We start from the raw sequence: 22,468 nt of genomic DNA on the forward strand, positions 1-22,468 counted from the left end.
TATCGCGTCGGCGGACCACTTTTGGAATTACAAATTTCCCAGTCCATTTAATCAATAGATCATGAAAAGAAAAAATATCTTGTCGTTCATTTTGCTTGCCGCGTTTTCGGCTTCTATTTTTAACAATGCCGTTGCTCAGGTCGGCGTTGGTACCAAGCCAGAAAAAGGCGCAGAGGTATTCTTAGACGGGAGCCGCAAAATGCTCGACGACAAATGGGTTTACTGGAACGGACCAAGATTAAAAGCCACAATGCCTATCAAATGGACTGTTGCTCCTGATCCAACCGGCTCTGGTTCAACGATTGACTGTTTCGATCCTTCTGCGGCAGGAGGACTTTATGGTGCTGCAGATATTGTGACGAAAAAGGAGTTCAAAGATTTTCGTGCGCATGTTGAGTTTTTCATTACCGCTCCGGGTGGAAACAGTGGAGTATATCTTCAAAACCGGTACGAAATTCAGGTACTCGACGGCGATACGACATCCCACGGTATGGGTGCCGTGATTAACGAGACGAAATCTCCATATTCAGCTTACAATGGTGTTGGAAAATGGAACTCATATGATATTATGTTTAGAGCAGCACGGTTTAAAGATGGCAAGCTTGTCGAAAAACCTTTGGTGACACTCTACTTTAATGGTAAAAAGGTTCACACAAATCATGCGATCACTCAGGTTTGGGGTGGGCCTAATTCGGGACAAGACGGAGGAAATGATGGTGGAAAAGGGATCACGGACAGACCTGGCGGGCTTAAATTGCAATCAGAAGGTCACCATGTTCTTTATCGCAACATCTGGATTAAAGATATGGATATCAGCAAAGCAGACACCAATTTCTAAAACAGTATCTCTAAAATACCAATATTTTTATCCACCAGCGTACTATTTTACTCCACAGCCAGACAATATTTCTAAATATTTGTGTAATAACTTTGATAATAGTATATTGTAGCCAATATTCTACAACTTTACGTTTTAACCCTCAAAAAAACGTTATTAATGAAAAATATACTAATTGAAAAAGAGAAGTATACTTTCGGAATGAAATTGGATATCAGGTGGAGCGACATGGACGAAATGTGTCATGTCAACAATGCTGTTTATCTTACGTATTTCGAACAAGGCAGGATTTACTATCTACTAAAAGCCTTCAAATGGAATTGGCAGGAAAAAGGATTGATCCAAGCCAGTGCACACATTGAGTACATCAGGCCCCTCATCTTCCCCGACCCGGCCCGGATTTACGTCAGGACTTCCAAAATAAGCAATCGGAGTTTCACCCTTGATTATATGGTCACCAGCCTGGTTCAGGACGAAGAACTGATCACTACTTTGGGTAATACTACGATGGTTTTATTTGACTACAAGACGAACAAGAGCATGCTCCTTCCCGAAGAATTCAAAGAAGAAATCAGATCTTTCGAAAGGGAATATCAGGAGGTACTGGATTAGAGTTAACTAACAGTGGCACAATATTTTACTTTCACAGGTAAAATATTGTGCACATGCTTAAAGACAAATTTAATCTCAAGGGAAAAACTGCATTAATCACCGGTTCCAGCCAGGGAATTGGTAAGTCAATCGCGCTTGCCCTCGCCGAATACGGCGCAGATATCATTGTCCATTACAGAACTGACAAAGCGGATGCGCAAATGGTGGCCAAACAGGTAGCCAAGTCGGGCGTGGAGGTTCACGTTATTAAAGGCGACCTATCTAAAACAGATGCTGCAAAACGAGTTTTCGAAGGCATAGAAAAACTCGGAATACACGTTGATATTCTAGTCATAAATGCTTCCGTTCAACTTCCGGTAGACTGGCAGGAGATAACCGGAAAGGAAATAAACGAGCAATACCAGACCAATTTTACTGCCACTTTGCAGCTCATGCAGCAGTTTATACCACCCATGGCCAACAAATCCTGGGGACGTGTTTTAACGATTGGAAGTGTACAACAAACGAGACCGCACCCTCTCATGGCTGTATATGCAGCGACTAAATCAGCATCTTTAAATCTGGTGCAGAACATTGCTATGCAACTGGCGGAGTCAGGCATCACCGTTAACAATCTTGCCCCCGGTGTCATAGAAACTCCTCGAATTAAAGAAAAACTTCCTGAGGCTGATGAAAGAATTCTACATCGCATGGACACACCTATGGGAAGGGTTGGCATGCCGGAAGAATGCGCAGCCGTCGCCCTCCTGCTTTGTTCGGACGCGGGAAGCTATATAACCGGTCAGAATATTTTTGTAGATGGTGGGATGTCTTTGTAGGAACAAATTTTTTAGACAAGATCTCGAGGCAAGTCAATTGTTCCTTTCGGTACGCTTGCGACTGAGGCCTGTATTGTTTAAATTTAATTATCAGTAACCAAAATACCCGTAGATTATGACACCAAGGGACGAAGCAGACGAACAATATGATGACGATCTTCCTGGAAATTATCCGGCATCGGAAGACGTTTTTAGTCAGGGATTAATAGTTAAAGACATCGATCCTGAGGATATAAGGAGGAAGAAATCTCCAAACCCAGATCCCAATGAATGGAATGAGAAGGATTTCGATCTCGACATGGTCGGCGACGATCTGGACGTTCCAGGGGCAGAACTCGATGACGATGACGAAGAAATCGGGCGGGAAGACGAAGAAAATAATTACTACAGCCTGGGAGGCGATAACCACGATGATGATTAGTGATTGGAAATCGGCTTTCGGTGGTCCGCTTTCAAATTTCCCATTTTGCCTCTCCCCTGTTCCTTAGCATTATGGGATAATTCCGGATTTTATCAAATTATTTAAAAATAAAAGGATTGTTCGTTAATATTCTTATTAATGATAGATCCTTTCTTTTTTGCGGAATATTCATAGAATATATTTGCCCAAACATCTGCATTACCGCCATTTCAAATGAAATCCATTTATTCCTTTTTCCTATTAGTACCTTTCCTGTTATTCCTGATCACTCCGGTTAAAGCCCAACAACAATATGAATTGAACTCTGGCTGGTTCTGTGCTCCTATTGGCACGATAAAGTTCAATGGTGAGTCAATCAGTAATCCCGCTTTTACAATATCTAATTGGAAATCAGCCGTCGTTCCTGGCACCGTGTTGACAACCCAGTTGACCAACAAAGAAATTCCAGATCCTTTTTACGGAATGAACAATGAGAAGATACCAGATATTTATCATGTTGGACGCGATTACTACACGTACTGGTTTGTAAAAGATTTTGACGAAAACGTAAAGCCCGGAGAAGAGATCTGGCTTCACCTTCGCGGCGTAAATTACAGTTCCAATGTGTTTTTAAATGGCAAAAAGCTGAATAAGGAACTGCATCAGGGAATGTTCCTGCGACAAAGTTTTAACATTACTTCCCATATTAAATCCGGTCATAAAAACAGGCTTGCAATCATCGTATATCCTTCTGATGAAGTTGGAAACCCCAATGGCGGACAAGGAGGTGACGGAACAATCGCCAAAAGCGTAGCACATCAATATGTAGCTGGCTGGGACTGGATTCAACCCATTCGTGACCGAAATACAGGTATCTGGGATAAGGTAGTGATTGAAAAAACAGGAAAGATCAACCTCAAAAATCCCCATATCATCACGCTGGTTCCTGGAAAACGCGTACCAGATGCACCTCAGACGCCCGCTACTGTGAAAGTATCGACCGAACTTGAGAATCCAACCAATTCACCGATATCCGGAATCGTTCAGTTTGAGATCGACGGGCAAAAAATCACCAAATCTGTGACGGTAAAGGCCAATTCTACCAGCGAAGTTACCCTTCCTGATTTGGTATTAAAAAACCCAAGATTGTGGTGGCCAAACGGATATGGAAATCAGCATCTATACTCCTCCAGGATTCAGTTTCAGATCAACGGAAAATTATCTGATCAGGAAGAAATAAAAGTGGGAATCAGAGAAATTCAGGCCGACTGGAATGCCACAACCAGAAGCAAACAGATTTCTGTTAACGGTCAGCGAGTTTTTATCAAAGGCGGAAACTGGATCATTTCTGATGCCATGCTCAGGTTTTCCGATGCACGATATGATGCGGAAGTGCGTTTTCACAAAGATATGAATCTCAACTTGTTACGGGTTTGGGGCGGTGCGTTGACAGAACGTCCGGAGTTTTTCGAAGCGTGCGACAAATATGGTATTCTCGTGATGCAGGATTTCTGGGGTTCCGGCGATTGCAACGGTCGTTGGGTGGACCCACAGAAGCGCGATGACCAATGGACTCGTAGAAATTACCCGGACGATCACAACCTGTTCTTGAAGTCAGCGATTGATCAGATCAAAATGATCAGAAATTATCCATCGCTAGCCATATGGTGTGGAGGAAATGAGATAACGCTGCCACAGGATATCATGACCCCATTACGCGATTCTATACTTCCAAAGCTGGATGGAACACGCTGGTTTGTAGACTATTCCAATTCGGATGATATGTCTTTCAACTCATTGGGCGGCAATGGCGACGGGCCTTACGGAATACAACCGCTCACAAAATTCTGGAATTATCGTACGTGGCCGTTTAACTCTGAAATCGGATCTGTGGGTGTCGGCGATATCGAGTCCCTACAAAGATTTCTACCAAAAGAAAACCTTGTCGCTCCGGTATATCTACCTGATAATAAGCGAGAAAAGGTTGATTCGGTTTGGCAATACCACAAGTACATCGGCTACGGAGATTTTCTGGAACCGTATGGCAAACCAAAGGATGCAGCAGATTTCGGCAGGAAAGCACAATTAGCTAATTATGACCAATATAGAGCCTTGATGGAAGGATTCAGTGCGCACATGTGGGATTGGTACACGGGCGTAATTATCTGGAAAACGCAAAACCCATGGACTTCATTACGCGGTCAGATGTACGACGTGTATTTGGATCCGAATGCATGTCTGTATGGGCTGCATTCTGGCAGCGAACCAGTGCATGCCATGTACAACCCGGCAGACTCCACGATCGCAATTATAAACAATACCTTCAAACATCAATATGATATGATGCTGGTAATGGAAACGCTGGATATGAACGGAAAACGAAATAGTATGGGTCAGGTTTTTGTGGAAATAGGTCCATCAACGACCCGGATGGTGATGTCGGTTGCCTCGCAGATTAAAAAACAGGCAAAAGAAAAAGGAACCTTTTTAAGCCTCAAACTTCTGAATCTGGACAAACAGCCGGTGAGTGAAAATCTTTACTGGCTTCCCGACGCTACCGGCGAATACTCCGGATTAAAGGAAATAAGTCAATCGAATGTAAAAGTGACTGCGAAAAAGATTGAAAAGGGTAAAATTGAAGTAAATCTTTCGAACCCTGCAGAAGGTACTGTTGCATTCTTCAACCGGCTCTCCATTGAAAATAAACAGACCGGTTTACGAATATTGCCCGTCTTTTACTCAGATAATTACGTATCCGTATTACCTGGTGAAAGCAAAAAAGTTCTCCTGGAATATATAGAGGAAACCAATACGAGCCCTGTTGTTACGATTGAGGGCTGGAATGTAAAGAAAGCAGAAGTCGGCATACAGTGAGGATATTCCAGAGGATAAGCTGGCTAAAAAACGGAATTTAATTGTGACGGAGATGTCAAAATCATGTACAAAGGCATAGATAGAATTTTCAATTCTTTACTTTTGCCTTTATAATATGAATTCCTTAATATGTTTTTGAACAAAATTCGAGAGAAGGAGTCGGGTTTGCTTCTATATGGCATTACCCCTCCTAAATCGCAAACTGAACCTGAAAAGGTGAGTGAGATTGCCGAAAAAACACTGGCCCGACTTTATGACCTTGATCTCGATGCCCTGATTATTTATGATGTACAGGAAGAGTCCAGCAGAACTTCTGAAGAACGACCTTTTCCTTTCGTCAATGCACTTGACCCCTATGATTTTGCACGAGGGTATTTGTCATCGCTAGATGTTCCGAAAATCATATACCGTCCGGCGGGCAAATACACTAAGACGGAATTAGCAAACTGGCTAGAAGACCTGACTCAAAACGGTTTTCTGCCGGTTTTCGTTGGCATACCTTCTCCTGACTTCCAGCCTGTCACCAGTCTTTCTGAAGCATATCAACTATGGCGACAGTTTGAAGAGGTGTCAGTAATTGGGGCTGTCACTATTCCGGAACGCCATGCGCTGCTGAAAGACGAAGACCAGCGAATATTAGACAAAATGGAGAAGGGAGTAAGTTACTTCGTTTCTCAATGCGTTTTTGATTTGAATTACGCGAAAGACATGCTTAGTCAGCTAGTTTTGACCTGCAATGCCGGTGGCCACGAAATTCCAACAATCTTGTTTACAATCACGGCATGCGGCTCTAAAAAGACACTCGAGTTTATGGAATGGCTCGGCATCCATATTCCGGCTTCGATAAAAGAGAGTTTACTGACTGCGGAAAATATACTCGACGCATCCGTTCAGTTTGTATTGGAAGCTGCAACCGAGTTGACTGATTACTGCGTTGCACACAAGATACCATTTGGCTTCAATATCGAAAGCGTTGCCATTCGAAAAAGTGAAATAGAAGCTTCGATAGTTATATTTAACCAAATACAGGAGATGCTTGTCGGGCGTGGAATTCGGAAAACGGCAAAAACACTGGTAAATAAATAACATACCTGGAAGAATGAGAAACTTCATCCGGGTACGTTTTTTTTAAAATTAAACGGCGGTCAAAGCCACCTGAACCGTTCCATCAGCATTTGGGTCGTCGTCGATGATAATGGAACGTATCACAATTCTTAGTTTGTTATCGAAATTTTGCCCGTAATATTCACCCTGAACCGGAATGGTCAATATCACCTTCGTTCCAAGAGCTTCACCATTATGATCTGTCAGATCTATGATTTGAACGCTCGTCTTAGTATGAAAAAGTTGATTGATGAGTTCGATCCGGTCGGCCGTGATTTTCATCCCATAGGATTTACTTTTTGTTGAAGATTTGCTCTTGAATTCCGATGCTTTTTGAAATGTACTTAACTCAAAAACCTCGGAGCTCCAAAGCTTTGAGGTTCCTTTCAATCAATAAAACAGGCGAATGAATCCAGAATATGCAATCCGACGTTGATATGCAGTCAAGCGCTTTGTCTTTTAGGTATGTTTTCCCTTAAACATGCTTTATTCAAAAAACACCTTTACATCATGACCGCGTTTACATCACAAGCTTTCAAAAGCGAATTGAGAAATATCCTCGATTACTGGGAGAAGTATGGACCTGACACGAAGTATGGTGGATTTAATGGGCGGGTAACCTACGAAAACGAGGCCCAGCCGGAAGCCGCGAGATCTGTGGTTCTGAACGGACGTATATTATGGACGTTTGCTATGGCGCACCGGATTTTCAAAGAGGCCAAATACCTCACACTTGCGGATCGCGCATATCAGCAGATCGTCAAGTATTTTTTTGATCCTGAACACGGTGGCGTTTACTGGTCCGTTAATGCGAATGGCACGCCGGCCGATACAAAAAAACAGATTTACGGCAATGCTTTTGCTATGTACGGCCTCAGCGAGTATTACAGAGTTACGAACTATCCGCCAGCGTTGAAAAAGGCGCAGGAACTATTCGAGATTATTGAAAAACATGCCTTTGACCCTATCCATGGAGGATATCGGGAAGCTTTTAACCGTGACTGGTCGGCTACGGATGACTATATTCTGAGCAAAAGTCCGTGGATAAAAAGTATGAATACCCACCTGCATCTGGTGGAAGCATATACCAATTTATATAGTGTCTGGCCTGATAAAAAGCTAAAAACCCAGACCAGCAATATGCTGATGGCTATTCAGGATCATATCGTCAATCCTGCCACTTCAAGTATGCGACTTTTCTTTGATGAAAGCTGGAAGCCAAAAGAGGATATCATTTCATATGGGCACGATATTGAGGCATCATGGTTGTTGTACGAAACAGCAGAGATATTACATGATGAAAAATTGATAGAACATTCAAAAAAGATATCAATTAAAATGGCCGAAGCTGCTACCGAAGGCCTTGCCAAAGATGGCGCGTTGAATTATGAATATAATCCTGACACGAAGCATTTGAACACTGAGCGAAGCTGGTGGGTGCTTGCAGAACAAATGGTCGGGTTTTACAATGCATATCAGCTGACTCACAAAGAAGATTTCAAAACCAAATCAGAAGACAGCTGGAAATATATCACTGAACACTTTATAGACAATTCGAAAGGCGAATGGTATGGCAGTGTCAGAGAAGATGGCACACCTGTGAAAGGTGATAAAATCAACTTTTGGAAATGCCCATATCACAACTCGCGGGCCTGCGCTGAAATGTGGAGGCGGCTGGAGAAGATGAAAGGATAGGCCTCACTTAATTTAATTGCGGCGAATATCATCACTAATTAATAAACATCTCATCCACGAGCAACAACGCTTTACCACCTTTGCTCTTATGCCACGCCGGTATTGGATTGACAGGCTTGGCTATGATCTTCAGATATTTTACTGTCACCGGACTGAAATTCGCTTCGTTTAATCTAAGGGAAGGTTTGTCGCCCGATTTAGGCATCGGCGGTTTCAGTTTGGTCAAAAGTTTCAAATGGTCTGCATCATCGCCGCCCCAAACGTCAACTTCCGAGGGTGGAAAAATTCCTGTATTCTCTTCAATCATGTAATGCAAACCGAATGACGATATCTTTTGGGGCGTCTTGAATTCAGCGACGATCCCCATATCGTTGTCCCGAACACCTCCCCAGAAATTGGCCCAGGCAGGGTTATTGGCTCCAATCACACCTAATTTTCCGTCAAAAAATGTATTTGCTGCTTCTGCCTGATGCACGCGATTGAGGGGATATAAAAGTCGTAAACTGTCTGGTGCAAATGAATTTTTCAAAAAATCAAACGTGATCGCGTCGCTACCATACCAGCCTTTTTTAAAAGCTCTGGCCTTTACTTGCGTATGGTTTGTAATGTTTAATTTCACAAAAACCGGAGACTTTACACTGTCGGGTTCCGATCCATCAATGGTATATCTGATTTCCACTCCTTTGATTGGGTGGGCAAGCAGAACGGACGTTGAGGAATTGAAAACCAATGAATTATTCTTTACAATCGGCGGATTCAACTTCAAAGGATTTTTGCCATCATCCTTAAATCCAACTACAAAATTGATTTTACCATATGACTTTTGCAATGCGGTCATTTGCTCCGGAGCGATACCAGACTCCCATACCGTGACTGTTTTTAGCGTAGGCAATTGTTTTAACGAAGCCAGAAGATCCTTCTCATCTAACTTCACACCAGATAAGGTCAGGGTTTCTAATTTTTTAAGTCCATCCAAGTTGGCTATTCCCTTTGCGGTTACGTCCGTAAAATTGAGGCCAAGCCATTCGAGGTTCTCAAATTTTGAGACAATTTTTAAGTCCGAGTCTTTCACGCCGAGCTTATTCAGATTCAAGGAAACGATCTGTTTTTTAATATCCGCCAAATCTTCCAGCTGCTTCGGGGAATATTGATTTTTGTTATACAAATTTACTTCCAATGCCGGCGAACCGTTCGCAACGTTCAATATCGTGCGATAGTCATTATTTAACTTTTTCACAGTTTCTTCGTCAGCAAACGCGAAGTCGTATTTTTTTTCCTGAGGAGTTTTGGAATGAAGATAGGCCGCTGCAAGTATTCTCAGGGAATCAGTTGCAGGTAAATCAATCACTTTTCTTTTGAAATCGGGATTTTCTTTTACCCACAATTTCAGTATCTCCATTTCGACCGCTGTGAGCTGCGCCTTACCAGTCGGTGGCATATGCTTCTTTTCTTCCAGTGGAAGGTGAATTCGTTCCAGGAGTAAACTCAATTCAGGCTTACCCGCAATGAAAAGCTTGCCCGATTTCCCGCCTTTGAGTATGGAAGCCATATCGGTCAGCATCAATTCGCCTTTTAGCTTGTCCTCGTTATGGCAACTCACACATTTTTGTTCAAATATCGGTTTGATTACATCATTAAAGACAGCCGCTTTCTCCACAGGAACGGCGACTGGTTGTGACTCGGCCATCAATGGCTGCGTGAGGAAATTCTCTCCGTGGGTTAGAGTGGCACCATAATGCCCTGCAATTGTCAAAATAAACACCAGTGCTGCCGAACTGATTTTTAAAAGCGGGCCATTATACCATGAAAAATTTCGGAGCAGATAAATGAGCGACCCCAGAAAAAACGCACCGGCTCCGGTCCATTTATGCCAGACAAGAACAGATCCGGTATATCCATCTTCCCGCGACAAGAAGATTCCCATCACGACTGTTATACCAGCCAAAATGGATCCTATTAAAAGAAAATCGGGTGCAAGAGAGGATTTTTTACCGTCCCGGGTATATATGTTTTTACCAAAAACCATCAACAGGACAGCCACAATCAATAAAGCAATCGGAAAATGCAGCAGAAGCGGATGCATCCTTCCAATCGACTGCACCCAGGCCGGAAGAATGAGCTTGTCCTCAAAGACAAGTATAAATGCAATAAATATATTGAGTACTATTAATAACTGCTCGCCAATTTTCCGGAATCCAAAAGCCATTAAACGGGGTAAAATTGAAGGTTAAGAGTAAAACTGACTGAGAGCTGTCTCTCGGAATTAACTGATGATATCTTTCACAACCTTACCCGAAATATCAGTCAGGCGGTATCTTCTGCCCAGATGTTTGAAGGTTAGTTTTTCATGATTAAGCCCCAGTTGGTGCAATATAGTAGCCTGAAAATCATGTACATGGACTGGATCTTTCGCGATATTGTACCCCAATTCGTCTGTTTCACCATATACCAAACCTGGTTTGATTCCGCCACCCGCCATCCATACGGTAAAGCACCTCGGGTGGTGGTCACGTCCGTAATTATCCTGCGTAAGTTTCCCTTGAGTATAGCTGGTCCGGCCAAATTCGCCACCCCATATCACCAATGTTTCGTCAAGAAGTCCGCGTTGCTTCAGGTCAGTAACGAGTGCCGCCGATGCCTGGTCCACATCCATGGCTTGTTTTGTTATTTCAAATGGTAGATTGCCATGTTGATCCCAACCTTGATGATACAGCTGTACAAACCGGACGCCACTTTCAGATAATTTCCTGGCCAAAAGACAATTAGCTGCGTATGTTCCCGGAACAAGACAATCGGGTCCGTATAGTTTAATGATATCGTCAGACTCCTTCGAAAGATCCATCACCTCCGGCACAGCGGTTTGCATACGATACGCCATTTCATATTGCTTCACTTTCGCAGCAATTTCCGGATCGCCAAATTCCTGATATGAAAGATCATTCAACTCCTCCAGCTGATCTAACATATCTCTTCTTTCCTTCCTGTTCAAGCCTTCCGGGTCACGCAGATATAGTACAGGATCTTCTCCTTTGCTAAACTGAACGCCCTGATGAACAGAATCCAAGAAACCATTCGACCAGAGCTTGGAATATACCCCTTGACCATTCCCAACACCGCGGGACAACAACACCGTAAAATTCGGCAGGTTTTTATTTTCGTTACCTAATCCATAACTCAGCCAGGAGCCCATACTCGGCCTGTTACCTTGCTGTGAACCCGTTTGCAAGAAAGTCAAGGCCGGATCGTGGTTAATCGCCTCTGTGTACATAGATTTAATGATGCAGAGATCGTCAACAATTTTGGAAGTATATGGCAGTAAGTCACTTACCCACGCACGCGATTGCCCATATTGTTTAAAATCTGTGAAAGAACCCACTAAAGGAAAGGAAGCCTGATTGGCCGTCATACCCGTCAAACGCTGTGTTCCACGAACTGATGGCGGAATCTCCTGCCCGAACATATCCCTCAATTTGGGTTTATAGTCGAAAAGCTCCTGTTGGGATGGCGCGCCATTTTGAAAAAGATATATCACCCTTTTTGCTTTAGGAGCAAAATGCGGAATACCGACTGTCAACGCCTCATCCTCTCCTCCTGTGCCGTCAAACAGACCTGGCATCAGCAAAGATCCCAGGGCCATACTCCCAACACCAAGGCTCATAGAAGACAAAAAACGCCTTCTGTTAAAATTAAAGCCATGTTCCAGAATTTCCTTTTCCATTTTTTTTAGCTGTTAGCTTTTAGCGATTAGCTCTTAGTTTGTGTTCCTGCGGAATATATATCTAGTTCTTATCAAAAACCTACCGGATGCTCAGGTTTCCTCCATTAACTGTGCTCTCTAAACTAAAAGCTAACAGCTAATACCTAATAGCTCAAGATTTCGTAATCGTTTCTTCGAGATTATAAATCGTCGCGATGACCCGCATGAGCGCTGCGTGCTTCACTTTATCATTATTTTTAATCATTGGATACTCTCCTACCTGGAGCATTTTGGTCGCTTCCGGCTGGGTGATAGTGCTGGATTGTCGTTCATAATATTTTAACAGGATATCCATTTCTTTGTCAGTGGGTTTCCTGCAAACGATCCGACGGAACGCGGTGATGATCTTGTTTTTTTCGTCCGTCTTTTCCTGGATCAATTTACCCGCTAATACCCGCGAAGCTTCCAGAACAGCCGGGTCATTCATCATTACAAGTGCCTGTAACGGCGTGTTGGTTTTCAACCTTTTCACCTCGCACATGTCACGGTTGCTCGCATCGAAAATCCCCATAGTTGGGGGCGGAACAGTTCGTTTGATCAATGTATACATCCCTCTCCGATATAGCTTGGCACCATGATCCTGAACATATATGGACAACAATCCACGGCCAGAGGTTGCTCCTTCCCACAAACCTGCCGGTTGATATGGTTTTACACTTGGTCCACCAACTGTTTTGACTAATAAACCGCTACTTGCCAACACAAGATCTTTAATATTCTCAGCATCAATATGATATCTCGATGATCGGGACAGGTAGATATTCTCCGGATCGCGTTTCAGTTTTTCGGGGCTTACAATGGCTGACTGACGATAAGTCGACGATATAACAATCTGTTTTACAAGCCGTTTAATATCCCAATCGTGTTCCATAAAGTCTACCGCCAGCCAGTCCAATAAAGCAGGATGCGAAGGTAGCTCCCCTTGCATGCCGAAGTCGCCGGAGGTTTTCACAATGCCCCTTCCGAAAAATTCCTGCCATACCTGATTAACATATACACGGGCTGTCAGCGGGTTCTTTTTGTCAAAAAGCCATTTGGTCAAGCCGAGTCTGTTATTAGCATATTGTTTTCCGAATGGCAAAATAGAATTTGGAGTTCCCGGCTGTACTTCGTCTCCATGGGCGTCATATACACCGCGGTTGAGAATATATGTTTTGCGTGTCGTATCCAGGTCACCCATCACGGATACGATCAATCTATTCGTGTCCGGCTTGTTGATAAAAGTGAGAATATTCTTTACTTCATCATTACTGATCTCCATTAATGGCTGCTTGGCATATGTCTCCGGCCCACCGATAACAGACTCAATACCAACCTCTTTCACGTTATTAAAGAAAGACGATAGCTGGTAATATTCTTTTTGTGTGAAAGGGTCATACTTATGATCGTGACATCTGGAACACTCCAGCGTTACACCCAAAAAAGCTTTTCCGAACAGATCATTTCTATCCAAAACATACGATACCCGATACTCCTCCGGAATCACCCCTCCCTCTTCTGTTATCTTATGATTTCTGTTAAAACCTGTAGCCAGAATTTGCTCCTTGGTCGGCTTCGGAAGCAAGTCACCCGCCAATTGCCAGGTTACAAAATCGTCGTAATGCATGTTTTTGTTGAAAGCATGGATTACCCAATCTCGCCATGGCCACTGTGTTCTGTAACCGTCGTCCTGATATCCGTGCGAATCAGCATATCTCGCGACATCCAGCCAATGAACCGCCATTTTTTCGCCATATGCAGGATCTTTTAACAACTGATCCACTACCTTCTCATATGCGTTTGCATTATTGTCCGCCAAAAAGGCGTCCATCATCTGAATAGTTGGAGGCAGTCCGGTTAAATCCAGAGAAACCCTTTTGAGCAACCGTTCTTTATCGGCTTCCTCATTTGCCTTCAGCCCTTTTTCTTCCTGTTTGGCCAGAACAAAATAATCAATCTCATTTTTCGGCCATTTTTCGTCGTCAATTTCCGGCAATTGCGGTTTTACCGGTGCCACAAACGCCCAGTGTTTTTCGTATTTGGCGCCTTGCTTGATCCATTTTTCGATGATCGAAACGTCGCGGAGCGAAAGCTTTAGATTAGACTCTATCGGCGGCATTATCTGGGTCGTATCCTTTGTGGCAATACGAAGAAATACCTGGGAAAGCTCAGGCTTGCCAGCCACGAGCGCATGCGCAGAAGGATGCTCCTTAAGGGCTTTGAATGCCTCTTTTTCGATATCCAGCCGAAGACCAGCCTTCCTCTTGTTTTCGTCAGGGCCATGACAAGCGAAGCACTTGTCAGATAATATCGGCCTGACATCGAAATTGTATGAAATCTCTTTAGGGAGGCGCTCTTCACCACTACTTCCCGAGTTGTTGTTACAACCCTGAATTACAACGGCTCCAATCAATAACCCGGCAAAAAAAAGCTTGTTCACGACTTTACATCTCATGGATCTGACCTTATTCACATAATTCGAAATATCCTTAGTTCTTGGTCTGCTTTTTGTAGATCATCATCAAATCATTCAAAAAAGACCATTTAATGTTATAAAAGTCAATTTCTAGGCAGGTCTACTCCTAAGACATTGCTTCGGCTCAATGAATAGTATGCAGCAAAAGTCAGATTAGTGCAAGTTCAATTTTGTATGATATCCATAAACCTACTAATTTTCAGCTAGTTGCGAACTAAAAATTTCCGGCATGAAGGAGTCGAAGGTAATCAATCACATTATGTAAGGCTCAAAATCATACATTCCTCTGAAGTTATTTAATCAATTTATAATTTTTATATTCCCCAAATTTGAATCCTAAAACATCCTCAATAGGTTGGATAAGTCTATCTTTCAGTCTCCATTTGGCTTTTTTGGGATCGAAGATGAAAGGCTGATCAAACTGCCTAATTCGGTCAGCCATAACAGCGGGATGAGATCCTTTAAACTTTTCGACGCGATCAACCTGATTATAATCAAAACTTGACTTAGTCTCTGCCGCGAAAGCGATCTCCTGCACATACATTGAATGAAAAGTGTTCTCTTTCTTTTTTTGCGTTTCCGATTTTCTCACGCCATTATAATGAAACACTGGGGCATTGACCTTTTTGACATACAGCTTCTCACCTTTCTCGCCTGCCTCGTAAGCCTCCCGACTTGAGTACTTGCGAAATCCCTGAGAATCTCTGTATGACCTTACCAAGGGGTTATTTCGAAAAACCCGAATCTCATTTTTATGTACTCTTCTCGATGTCCGGATATAATCATATCCGCCCCAAAAATGTATGAATGGGAAAAGCAGTCCGTCCACTTGAGGGTCTGAATCAAATTCCTGAATTGCAGCCGTGATTTTTTCCAGATCCTTTTCGTGTACAACTTCGTCAGCTTGAATGTGGAATGCCCAGTCGCCCGTTATATGGTCAAGTCCGATATTGGCCTGCTGCGCAAATACTTTTCCCCCAACTCGATTGTTCATATCCCATATCGAATCGACAATCTTTATTTTATCTGAGCCAATTGCGTTTATTGCTTCCCTACTTGAATCAGTTGAGTCCCCCAATACCATGACAAACTCATCGCATATCGGCAAAACAGACTTTATGGATTCAATAAATGGATAGTCGTAGTCCACCCCATTTCTTACATACGAAAAACCTGAAATTTTCATCCCTTATTTAATTTCTGAACTTTTAAAACGCAATAATACAACAGATTTTTACAGTAACGAGATCGAGGCAATATCATCTAAAAAAACGCGTGAAAGCACTGAATTATTTGTAATATATTTACAAATAATATTTCTATTACAACAATATTTCTTTCACAACTTTCTTCGATTAGACCTATGCTTAAATACTTCGCAGCTATCATATTAACATCTGTCGCTCTAATTGGCTCTGTTGCACCTCGAATAGGCATTTTTGATAAAAGTGAGGATATCGGAAATCCGAAACTTAAGGGTGGAGCTAGGTTCGATCCACAAGCAAATAAGTATACAATGTCTGGCGCGGGTTACAACATATGGTTTGAAAGAGATGAATTTCAATATCTATATAAAAAAGTTAAGGGCGATTTCACGGCCAGTGCAGATTTTGAGTTTGTCGGAAACGGTGTCGATCCACACCGAAAAGTAGGTTGGATGGTACGTGAATCACTGGATGGCGATGCTTCCCATATCAGCGCGGTTAGTCACGGTGATGGGCTCACGGTGCTACAGTGGCGGATTGCCAAAGGTGAAAAAATGAGAGATCCCGAGGACGAAATCTTTGCAAACAGTAAACATTATATGTCGCTTCAGCTTTCAAGAAAGGGGAAGAATTACACTTTAATGGCCGGGAAAAAAGGAGAAAAACTCGAGCTTGTAGGATCGCACGAGATGGAAAAGATGCCTGACTCAGCCTTTTTGGGTATATATATATGTTCTCACAATCCGGATGTGGTTGAAAAGGCGATTTTTTCGAATGTCAGGATTGTTGCGAATTGACTGTAAGCTAATTCTACTCTTCTGATGAACTCAGGACATTGTTCGAACATCCGTTCTCCTCCGAATTAGTTAAACAAAGTTAATTCATCATCCGAGCTTTTGCCGACAGAAATTAATGTTTCAAATTCGTCTATGCTTTTTAGAGTATTATTTGAAACCATCATCAAACTGAAAATGAGAATTAATAAGACCTTACCATTTCTTATCATCACCCTAACTTATATCATTTCTTCTTGTTCAAAAAACAAAGAAAAAATGATTACTATTTTAGAAGGAAATATCTCCAACCTCCCCGATGGTATGATGTACCGTTCAGACAGGCTAGCCAGAGTGCAGGACTCATCGATTACGAAAGATGGAAAGTTCGCATTCAAAGTTCAGGCATCGAAATTTGCAGGTCCCAGCTACGCTCAGTTAAAACACAGGTCAGCAAAAGACAGCGTCATAAGGTTGTTTGTTTTTCCTACCAAACAGAAAATCAGGGAAAAACCAGTGTATACCAGCCTGATAATGTTGGAATCGCCAGCCTCGAAACTTTCTGGCAATCTTATGGAATCCAATGTAACAAAATCTTTGAAAAGTGTATCAATCAAGGGCAACCTTACGCTCGGCAAGCAATCATTGGTTTTATATAGCGACACACTAAACTCAACAAGAGGTTTTCGGATTAACGCTTTTGGAAAACAAATAGAAGAACATCCTTATTCATATCATCTGTTTTTCAAACTCGTCGATGTATCTCATTCATTGACATCAGCCCAAATAAGCCGTCTCCTCTCCAAATTTGATAGGAATATCAGAGACAGCGAACAAGCAAAATCTCTTATCAAATAATATAAAAATGTCAATTTGCTTGACGTTCAATTCATAACTAATTTGAGAAAAAGCAAAGGTATTGGTCAATGAGAAACCCGATATATTGTGCTTTGGGCCATGCGGTGTGGGTCTTACAGGAAGGAAATTCCTCGGTTACGGGCTTTGGGTAGAAACAAGTGGTTGAACAGAGCTATCCAGATGATATCTTTCTCATTGGATTAAAATCAAGGCGAGTTGCAGTAGGCTCAAAGAGAAAAGACGGCATATACTAGGTTTCTTCTTTTCGACAAATGTCTTCCCGAAAATTGTTGCAAACTATTCGAGTATAGATAAATTGAGGCTGAAAAGCTTAGGTTCCAGCTTCCGTTCGCTATTTTTGTCTGGAACCGAACCATACCTTTTTTCCAATAATGATTCAAAACGATGCCACGCTTCTGGGACTGCTCTTTGTGGTTCTTGCTCTGATATTCTACACTGCGTCGCTTTCGCAAAGGTCATTTCAACGATTTTACACAGTTATTCCGCCGCTTTTGTTGTGCTATTTTATTCCGGGTTTGCTCAATACTTTCGGAATAATTGACGGTGCTGGTTCGCAGCTGTATCCAGTTATATCTAAATATTTCTTACCAGCCTGCCTTGTCCTTTTCACTTTAGGGATGGACTGGCACTCTCTTAAAACATTGGGTCCCAAGGCTATGATCGCCATGCTGGTAGGTACTGCAGGGATTATGATCGGCGGCCCCTTTGCATTATGGATTGTTGGAACAATAAGTCCTTCCACTGTTGCTGGTGACGGCCATGAGGCCATATGGCGTGGATTAGCGACCATCGCAGGAAGTTGGATTGGCGGTGGCGCGAATCAAACGGCACTCAAGGAAGTATTTCAACCCAGCGACAGGCTGTTTTCGCAGGTTATTCCAGTCGATGTGGTTTGCGCTGAACTCTGGATGGCTTTGTTGATTTATGGCGCGGGCAAAGTTGCTAAAATGGATCGCCTTCTGAAAGCTAACTCTTCGGAAGTAGACGATGTAAAAAACAAATTGGAAGCTGAAAAACAGTCCAATGAAAGAATTCCATTAGTGAAGGACTATATTTTCATTGCAGCCATTGGTTTCGGCGCGACCGGTCTCTCCCATTTTCTGGCAGATTTCATTGCGCCATATCTAGCTACAAATTATCCACAACTCGAAAAATATAGTCTCACATCCAAATTTTTGTGGATTATATCTATCGCAACATTTATCGGAATTTTTCTGTCCACTACGCCACTTCGCAAACTGGAATATTGCGGTGCATCCAAACTGGGTACGGTATTCTTGTACGTACTCGTGGCGACGATCGGTATGCAAATGGATCTGAAAGCTGTGATTGACAATCCCGGCCTGTTCGCAATTGGAGCCATCTGGATTTCGATTCACGGCATTTTGCTGATAATAGTTTGTCGATGGCTGCGAATACCATTTTTTTATCTGGCAGTGGGGAGTCAGGCCAATGTGGGCGGTTCTGCCTCAGCGTCGGTTGTGGCCGCGGCATTCAATCCGGCTTTGGCACCAGTAGGTGTTTTGCTTGCTATTTTGGGATATGCGATCGGAACTTATGGTGGTTACCTGACAGGCCTGGCGATGCAATGGGTTAGTAATCAATAGGAAAGGCACTTTCTAATGGTGTAGTCAAGTTGAATAACTGAACCATTTAACACCTTTTTTAGGTTAAGAAGTTAGTATTAAACAAAAACAGGAGATTTTAGAAATGAGTTGGATTTCGATTACAGATAAGAACACCATCAACAAAATCAAAGAAGCGGGCGATTATTCGATCATATACAAGCATAGCCCTAGATGTTCGACGAGCCTTATGGCGTACCGTCGATTGAGAATGGAAGTCGGCAGTTTCGCTCCAAAAGTTCCATTATATATAGTAGACGTTATCAGCAATAGACCTGAATCTCAGGCAATAGAGAATTCGTTCGGGATCACACACGAATCTCCACAAATTTTATTGATCAAAGACGGCGAGTGCATATATAACGCTTCTCACGAAGATGTGTCTCTGGAAGAACCGCTGAGTATGGTTGTCAGCTAGTTACAGCTGCTCCAACCAACTTACCATCTTCTTTCTCGTCATTTCGTCTGGAATTTTTCCAAATCCGGCACCTGCATTATCGACCAAATGTTTCACGTCCGAAGTGCCGGGAATAACGCAGGTGACGGCAGTATTTCCGATCAGATATTTTAAGAAGAACTGGGCCCAGGAGTGAATATCATAATCTTTGGCCCAGTTAGGCAATTGTTTGCCTTTGACAGCACGGAAAAGCGCGCCCTGATCAAACGGCTCATTGATAATGACAGCAACTCCATTTTCCCTGGCTGTATTTAAGAGACTTAACTCCGCGTTTCGGGATTTAATACTATAGTTAAACTGCACGAAATCAAGCTTTTCCGACTTAATAATCTGTTCCAGTTTGCTGTGCGCCGCGTCGGTATAGTGCGTAATCCCGATATATCTGATCCTTCCCTCCTCTTTCCATTGACGAAGGGTTTTCAGATGCGTCTGCCAATCCAGCAGGTTGTGAATTTGCATCAGGTCAATTTGCTTGCGTCCCATTTTCTTTAGGGAGTCGGTCATCTGCTCTATTCCCTGCTGCTTTCCTGAAGTCCAGACTTTAGTCGCCAAAAATAAATCCTTGTTTAGCCCCGCCTCCGTCGATAAATCCCCGATCACTTTTTCAGCCCGGCCGTACATCGGGGATGCATCAACCACTTTCCCGCCCTTTTCCTTTAAGGCTATGAGCACATCCTTTAACGGTTCTCTTTCAGCTTTTGAATCTCCCACATCAAATTGTTGCCAGGATCCCAACCCTATTACGGGGAGTTTTTCATGTCCAGAAGGAATTATCCTTTGCATCATCTGTTCGTTTAGTGCCAATCCGGAAACCGGATTGACGAGTATTCCTCCGCCGATCATCCCTATCGCTTTCAGGGTTTGACGTCTGTTCAATTTTACCTCAAGTTTCATAGCGATAAAAATAGCAACAAATCGCATTCAGACTAAAAAAACGACCGTTTTTGACAAAAAAAGAAAGGAACCGAATCGATTCCTTTCCACCCAAACACTTCTATAAGGAGAATTACTTTTGTTTTTCGATTGAGACATTGATTTTGTAATCTCCCAGTTCCGGCGATTTCGACGTTTCCGGATATGGCAAAACCTGGGTTACCGAAATCAAATAATTCTGACTTCCGAGTTTGAAAGCCTGGCTTGCGTCTTTGTCCCTGCTTGCGAAAGTAACAGCAACATCGGTTTTGTTGTTTTCATCCGAAATTGAAAACTTAACGTCTGCAACCCCAGCCCAAACACAAACAGCGTTGGAAGGACAGCGACTATCATTAACAGATAGTAGCTCAACTTTAAGGTCTCCGGCAGAGGTTTTTACCGAGGCAAGCTTGGCATATGCAACTTCCGTAGAAATTTTTTGAACTTCCGGAGTAGCATCATTTTCCTTTTGATCGCAACCAAAAATAAGTGATAGGGTAAAAATTGTAATAAATAAATTTTTCATAGCGAATAGAAATTTTGCGTTCTAACCATTAGATGATTATGCGTGCAGTTTGGTTGGAAGAATCCTATCTTTTTTTTCACTATTGACAGCCTGATACCGATAAGGTTTAAATCCGCCTTGAATTTCATTGAAATATGGGATGATAGAGCCCACTTACTTGCGATTTATATAAAAATATTGCTACTTGCGCGCCCATTTTTTTAGAGCGTATTATGACCCAAATTTCCTGCGGAATAGACTTCGGCACTTCCAACTCCAGCCTTGCTATTGCTACGGTCGACAATATTGAATTGATCAAAACAGAAAACGACCATCACACCATTCCAAGTGCCATGTTTTTCCTTCGCAAGGGCAATATACCTTATTATGGAAGGGAGGCAATGAACATGTTTCTTGCTAAAAATCCCGGGCGCCTGATGCGAAGCCTGAAACGTGTATTGGGCAATCCGATCATGAAACAGGGTACGATGGTCAATGGTGAAATCATGAAGTTTGACATGATTATCGCTTCTTTTCTCAAACAATTAAAGGATAAAGCCGACGAACAGGTTCAGCAGAATATCGAATATGTTACCATGGGCCGTCCTGTGCATTTTGCGGATAACAACGAAGGAGCAGATCAGCGTGCGGAAGAAGAATTGAGCAAGATTGCCAGACAATTAGGCTTCAAGCATATTAGCTTTCAATACGAACCTATTGCAGCGGCTTTTGCCCACGAAGCTAAAACATCGGGCGAAAAACTGGCAATAGTTGTTGATTTGGGGGGCGGCACTTCAGACTTTACCGTTATTCGTTTGTCGCAAAAGAATATGGGTAAGGCCGACCGAACAAGCGATATCCTATCAAACACCGGCGTAGTAATCGGTGGAAATGATTTTGATAAGGATCTAAGCCTGGCAGCGATAATGCCGGTAGTTGGTTATAGAAGCACATATGGGGAGAAAAACCTCGAAGTGCCCCTAAAGTACTATCATGACCTGTCGGAGTGGAGCAAGGTGAACCTATTATACAATGTTAAAAACCTTTCGCAGGTGAAGCAACTATTGTTTCAGTCTCATGATAAAGAAAAGTTTGGCCGGTTATTGAAAATACTGGAGCTGGAAAATGGACATTCATTACTGGCAACCACAGAAAACGCTAAAATTAAATTGACGGATCTGGAAGAATTCGAAACCAGCTTTGATTTTGTAGAAGACGATCTAACGAAAATCATTTCGAGGAAAGAGTTTAACGATTCGATTGCCAATCGCGTCGATAAGATCCGTCAGACGGCAATGGAATGTATCGAACTGGCAGGAATCACCACAGAAGACATTGATATCGTGATACTTACGGGAGGAACAACCGAGGTTCCGAAGGTGCAGGACGAATTCAGCAAATTGTTCCCGAAAGCGACTGTGTCAGGCGAAAACAAATTATCCAGTGTAGGGCTTGGTCTTGCCGTGGATAGTAGAAACAGATATAACTAAAATGAGAAAGCCAGCAAAATATTTTGCTGGCTTCTCTTTTATCGTTGAGTAAAGTTTTCTTTTAGTCAG

The 22,468-nt window shown here is 42.7% G+C and carries 19 protein-coding genes; 12 read left to right on the plus strand and 7 right to left on the minus strand.

Annotated features, from left to right (window positions below):
* Window positions 1-61: 61 nt before the first annotated feature.
* The 6 genes from AC1XUD_RS23535 (at window position 62) to AC1XUD_RS23560 (ending at window position 6,628) form a co-directional block, all read left to right on the plus strand.
* Complete coding sequence (locus AC1XUD_RS23535; protein WP_483363484.1) at window positions 62-838, plus strand: 3-keto-disaccharide hydrolase; 777 nt, start codon at window positions 62-64, stop codon at window positions 836-838.
* A gap of 159 nt (window positions 839-997) precedes the next feature.
* Window positions 998-1,450, plus strand: coding sequence for an acyl-CoA thioesterase (locus AC1XUD_RS23540; RefSeq protein WP_483363485.1), 453 nt, complete (start codon window positions 998-1,000; stop codon window positions 1,448-1,450).
* A 53-nt stretch (window positions 1,451-1,503) separates the two neighbouring features.
* Window positions 1,504-2,268 (plus strand): SDR family NAD(P)-dependent oxidoreductase, encoded by a 765-nt coding sequence (locus AC1XUD_RS23545; protein ID WP_483363486.1) that lies wholly within the window; start codon window positions 1,504-1,506, stop codon window positions 2,266-2,268.
* Window positions 2,269-2,383: 115 nt separating this feature from the next.
* Entirely contained in the window at window positions 2,384-2,689 is a 306-nt protein-coding gene (locus AC1XUD_RS23550) for a hypothetical protein (protein ID WP_483363487.1), read from the plus strand.
* Between the two features lie 213 nt (window positions 2,690-2,902).
* Window positions 2,903-5,542: a glycoside hydrolase family 2 protein gene (locus AC1XUD_RS23555; RefSeq protein WP_483363488.1), complete on the plus strand. Its 2,640-nt coding sequence runs from the start codon at window positions 2,903-2,905 to the stop codon at window positions 5,540-5,542.
* 129 nt (window positions 5,543-5,671) lie between these two features.
* Window positions 5,672-6,628: a methylenetetrahydrofolate reductase gene (locus AC1XUD_RS23560; RefSeq protein WP_483363489.1), complete on the plus strand. Its 957-nt coding sequence runs from the start codon at window positions 5,672-5,674 to the stop codon at window positions 6,626-6,628.
* A gap of 48 nt (window positions 6,629-6,676) precedes the next feature.
* On the opposite strand, the gene AC1XUD_RS23565 is transcribed toward AC1XUD_RS23560, so the two are convergent.
* Window positions 6,677-6,928, minus strand: a complete 252-nt coding sequence (locus AC1XUD_RS23565; RefSeq protein WP_483363490.1) for a hypothetical protein — start codon at window positions 6,926-6,928, stop codon at window positions 6,677-6,679.
* 228 nt (window positions 6,929-7,156) lie between these two features.
* On the opposite strand from AC1XUD_RS23565, the gene AC1XUD_RS23570 reads away from it, so the two are divergent.
* Window positions 7,157-8,341, plus strand: coding sequence for an AGE family epimerase/isomerase (locus AC1XUD_RS23570; RefSeq protein WP_483363491.1), 1,185 nt, complete (start codon window positions 7,157-7,159; stop codon window positions 8,339-8,341).
* A gap of 34 nt (window positions 8,342-8,375) precedes the next feature.
* On the opposite strand, the gene AC1XUD_RS23575 is transcribed toward AC1XUD_RS23570, so the two are convergent.
* The 4 genes from AC1XUD_RS23575 to AC1XUD_RS23590 form a co-directional block, all read right to left on the minus strand.
* Window positions 8,376-10,547 carry a c-type cytochrome domain-containing protein gene (locus AC1XUD_RS23575; RefSeq protein WP_483363492.1) on the minus strand — a complete coding sequence of 724 codons (2,172 nt, stop codon included), beginning with the start codon at window positions 10,545-10,547 and terminating at the stop codon, window positions 8,376-8,378.
* Between the two features lie 57 nt (window positions 10,548-10,604).
* Window positions 10,605-12,059, minus strand: coding sequence for a DUF1501 domain-containing protein (locus AC1XUD_RS23580; protein WP_483363493.1), 1,455 nt, complete (start codon window positions 12,057-12,059; stop codon window positions 10,605-10,607).
* 151 nt (window positions 12,060-12,210) lie between these two features.
* Complete coding sequence (locus AC1XUD_RS23585) at window positions 12,211-14,532, minus strand: PSD1 and planctomycete cytochrome C domain-containing protein (RefSeq protein ID WP_483363494.1); 2,322 nt, start codon at window positions 14,530-14,532, stop codon at window positions 12,211-12,213.
* 313 nt (window positions 14,533-14,845) lie between these two features.
* A complete protein-coding gene (locus AC1XUD_RS23590) occupies window positions 14,846-15,739 on the minus strand; it encodes a glycosyltransferase family protein (RefSeq protein WP_483363495.1) in 894 nt (297 codons plus the stop codon).
* 177 nt (window positions 15,740-15,916) lie between these two features.
* Between AC1XUD_RS23590 and AC1XUD_RS23595 the strand changes: the two genes are divergently transcribed.
* The 4 genes from AC1XUD_RS23595 (at window position 15,917) to ytxJ (ending at window position 19,453) form a co-directional block, all read left to right on the plus strand.
* A complete protein-coding gene (locus tag AC1XUD_RS23595; protein ID WP_483363496.1) occupies window positions 15,917-16,555 on the plus strand; it encodes a hypothetical protein in 639 nt (212 codons plus the stop codon).
* Window positions 16,556-16,810: 255 nt separating this feature from the next.
* Window positions 16,811-17,389, plus strand: a complete 579-nt coding sequence (locus AC1XUD_RS23600; RefSeq protein WP_483363497.1) for a DUF4369 domain-containing protein — start codon at window positions 16,811-16,813, stop codon at window positions 17,387-17,389.
* Window positions 17,390-17,781: 392 nt separating this feature from the next.
* Window positions 17,782-19,017, plus strand: coding sequence for a DUF819 family protein (locus AC1XUD_RS23605; RefSeq protein WP_483363498.1), 1,236 nt, complete (start codon window positions 17,782-17,784; stop codon window positions 19,015-19,017).
* A gap of 103 nt (window positions 19,018-19,120) precedes the next feature.
* Complete coding sequence (ytxJ, locus tag AC1XUD_RS23610; RefSeq protein ID WP_483363499.1) at window positions 19,121-19,453, plus strand: bacillithiol system redox-active protein YtxJ; 333 nt, start codon at window positions 19,121-19,123, stop codon at window positions 19,451-19,453.
* Here the strand turns inward: ytxJ and AC1XUD_RS23615 are convergent, their stop codons facing one another.
* Complete coding sequence (locus AC1XUD_RS23615) at window positions 19,454-20,386, minus strand: aldo/keto reductase (protein ID WP_483363500.1); 933 nt, start codon at window positions 20,384-20,386, stop codon at window positions 19,454-19,456.
* A 112-nt stretch (window positions 20,387-20,498) separates the two neighbouring features.
* Complete coding sequence (locus AC1XUD_RS23620) at window positions 20,499-20,930, minus strand: hypothetical protein (RefSeq protein WP_483363501.1); 432 nt, start codon at window positions 20,928-20,930, stop codon at window positions 20,499-20,501.
* 212 nt (window positions 20,931-21,142) lie between these two features.
* Between AC1XUD_RS23620 and AC1XUD_RS23625 the strand changes: the two genes are divergently transcribed.
* On the plus strand, window positions 21,143-22,399 hold the full coding sequence (locus AC1XUD_RS23625) for an Hsp70 family protein (protein WP_483363502.1): 1,257 nt from the start codon (window positions 21,143-21,145) through the stop codon (window positions 22,397-22,399).
* Window positions 22,400-22,468 lie beyond the last annotated feature (69 nt).

It is taken from the genome of Dyadobacter sp. HNCC25DJ184, from assembly GCF_056895215.1.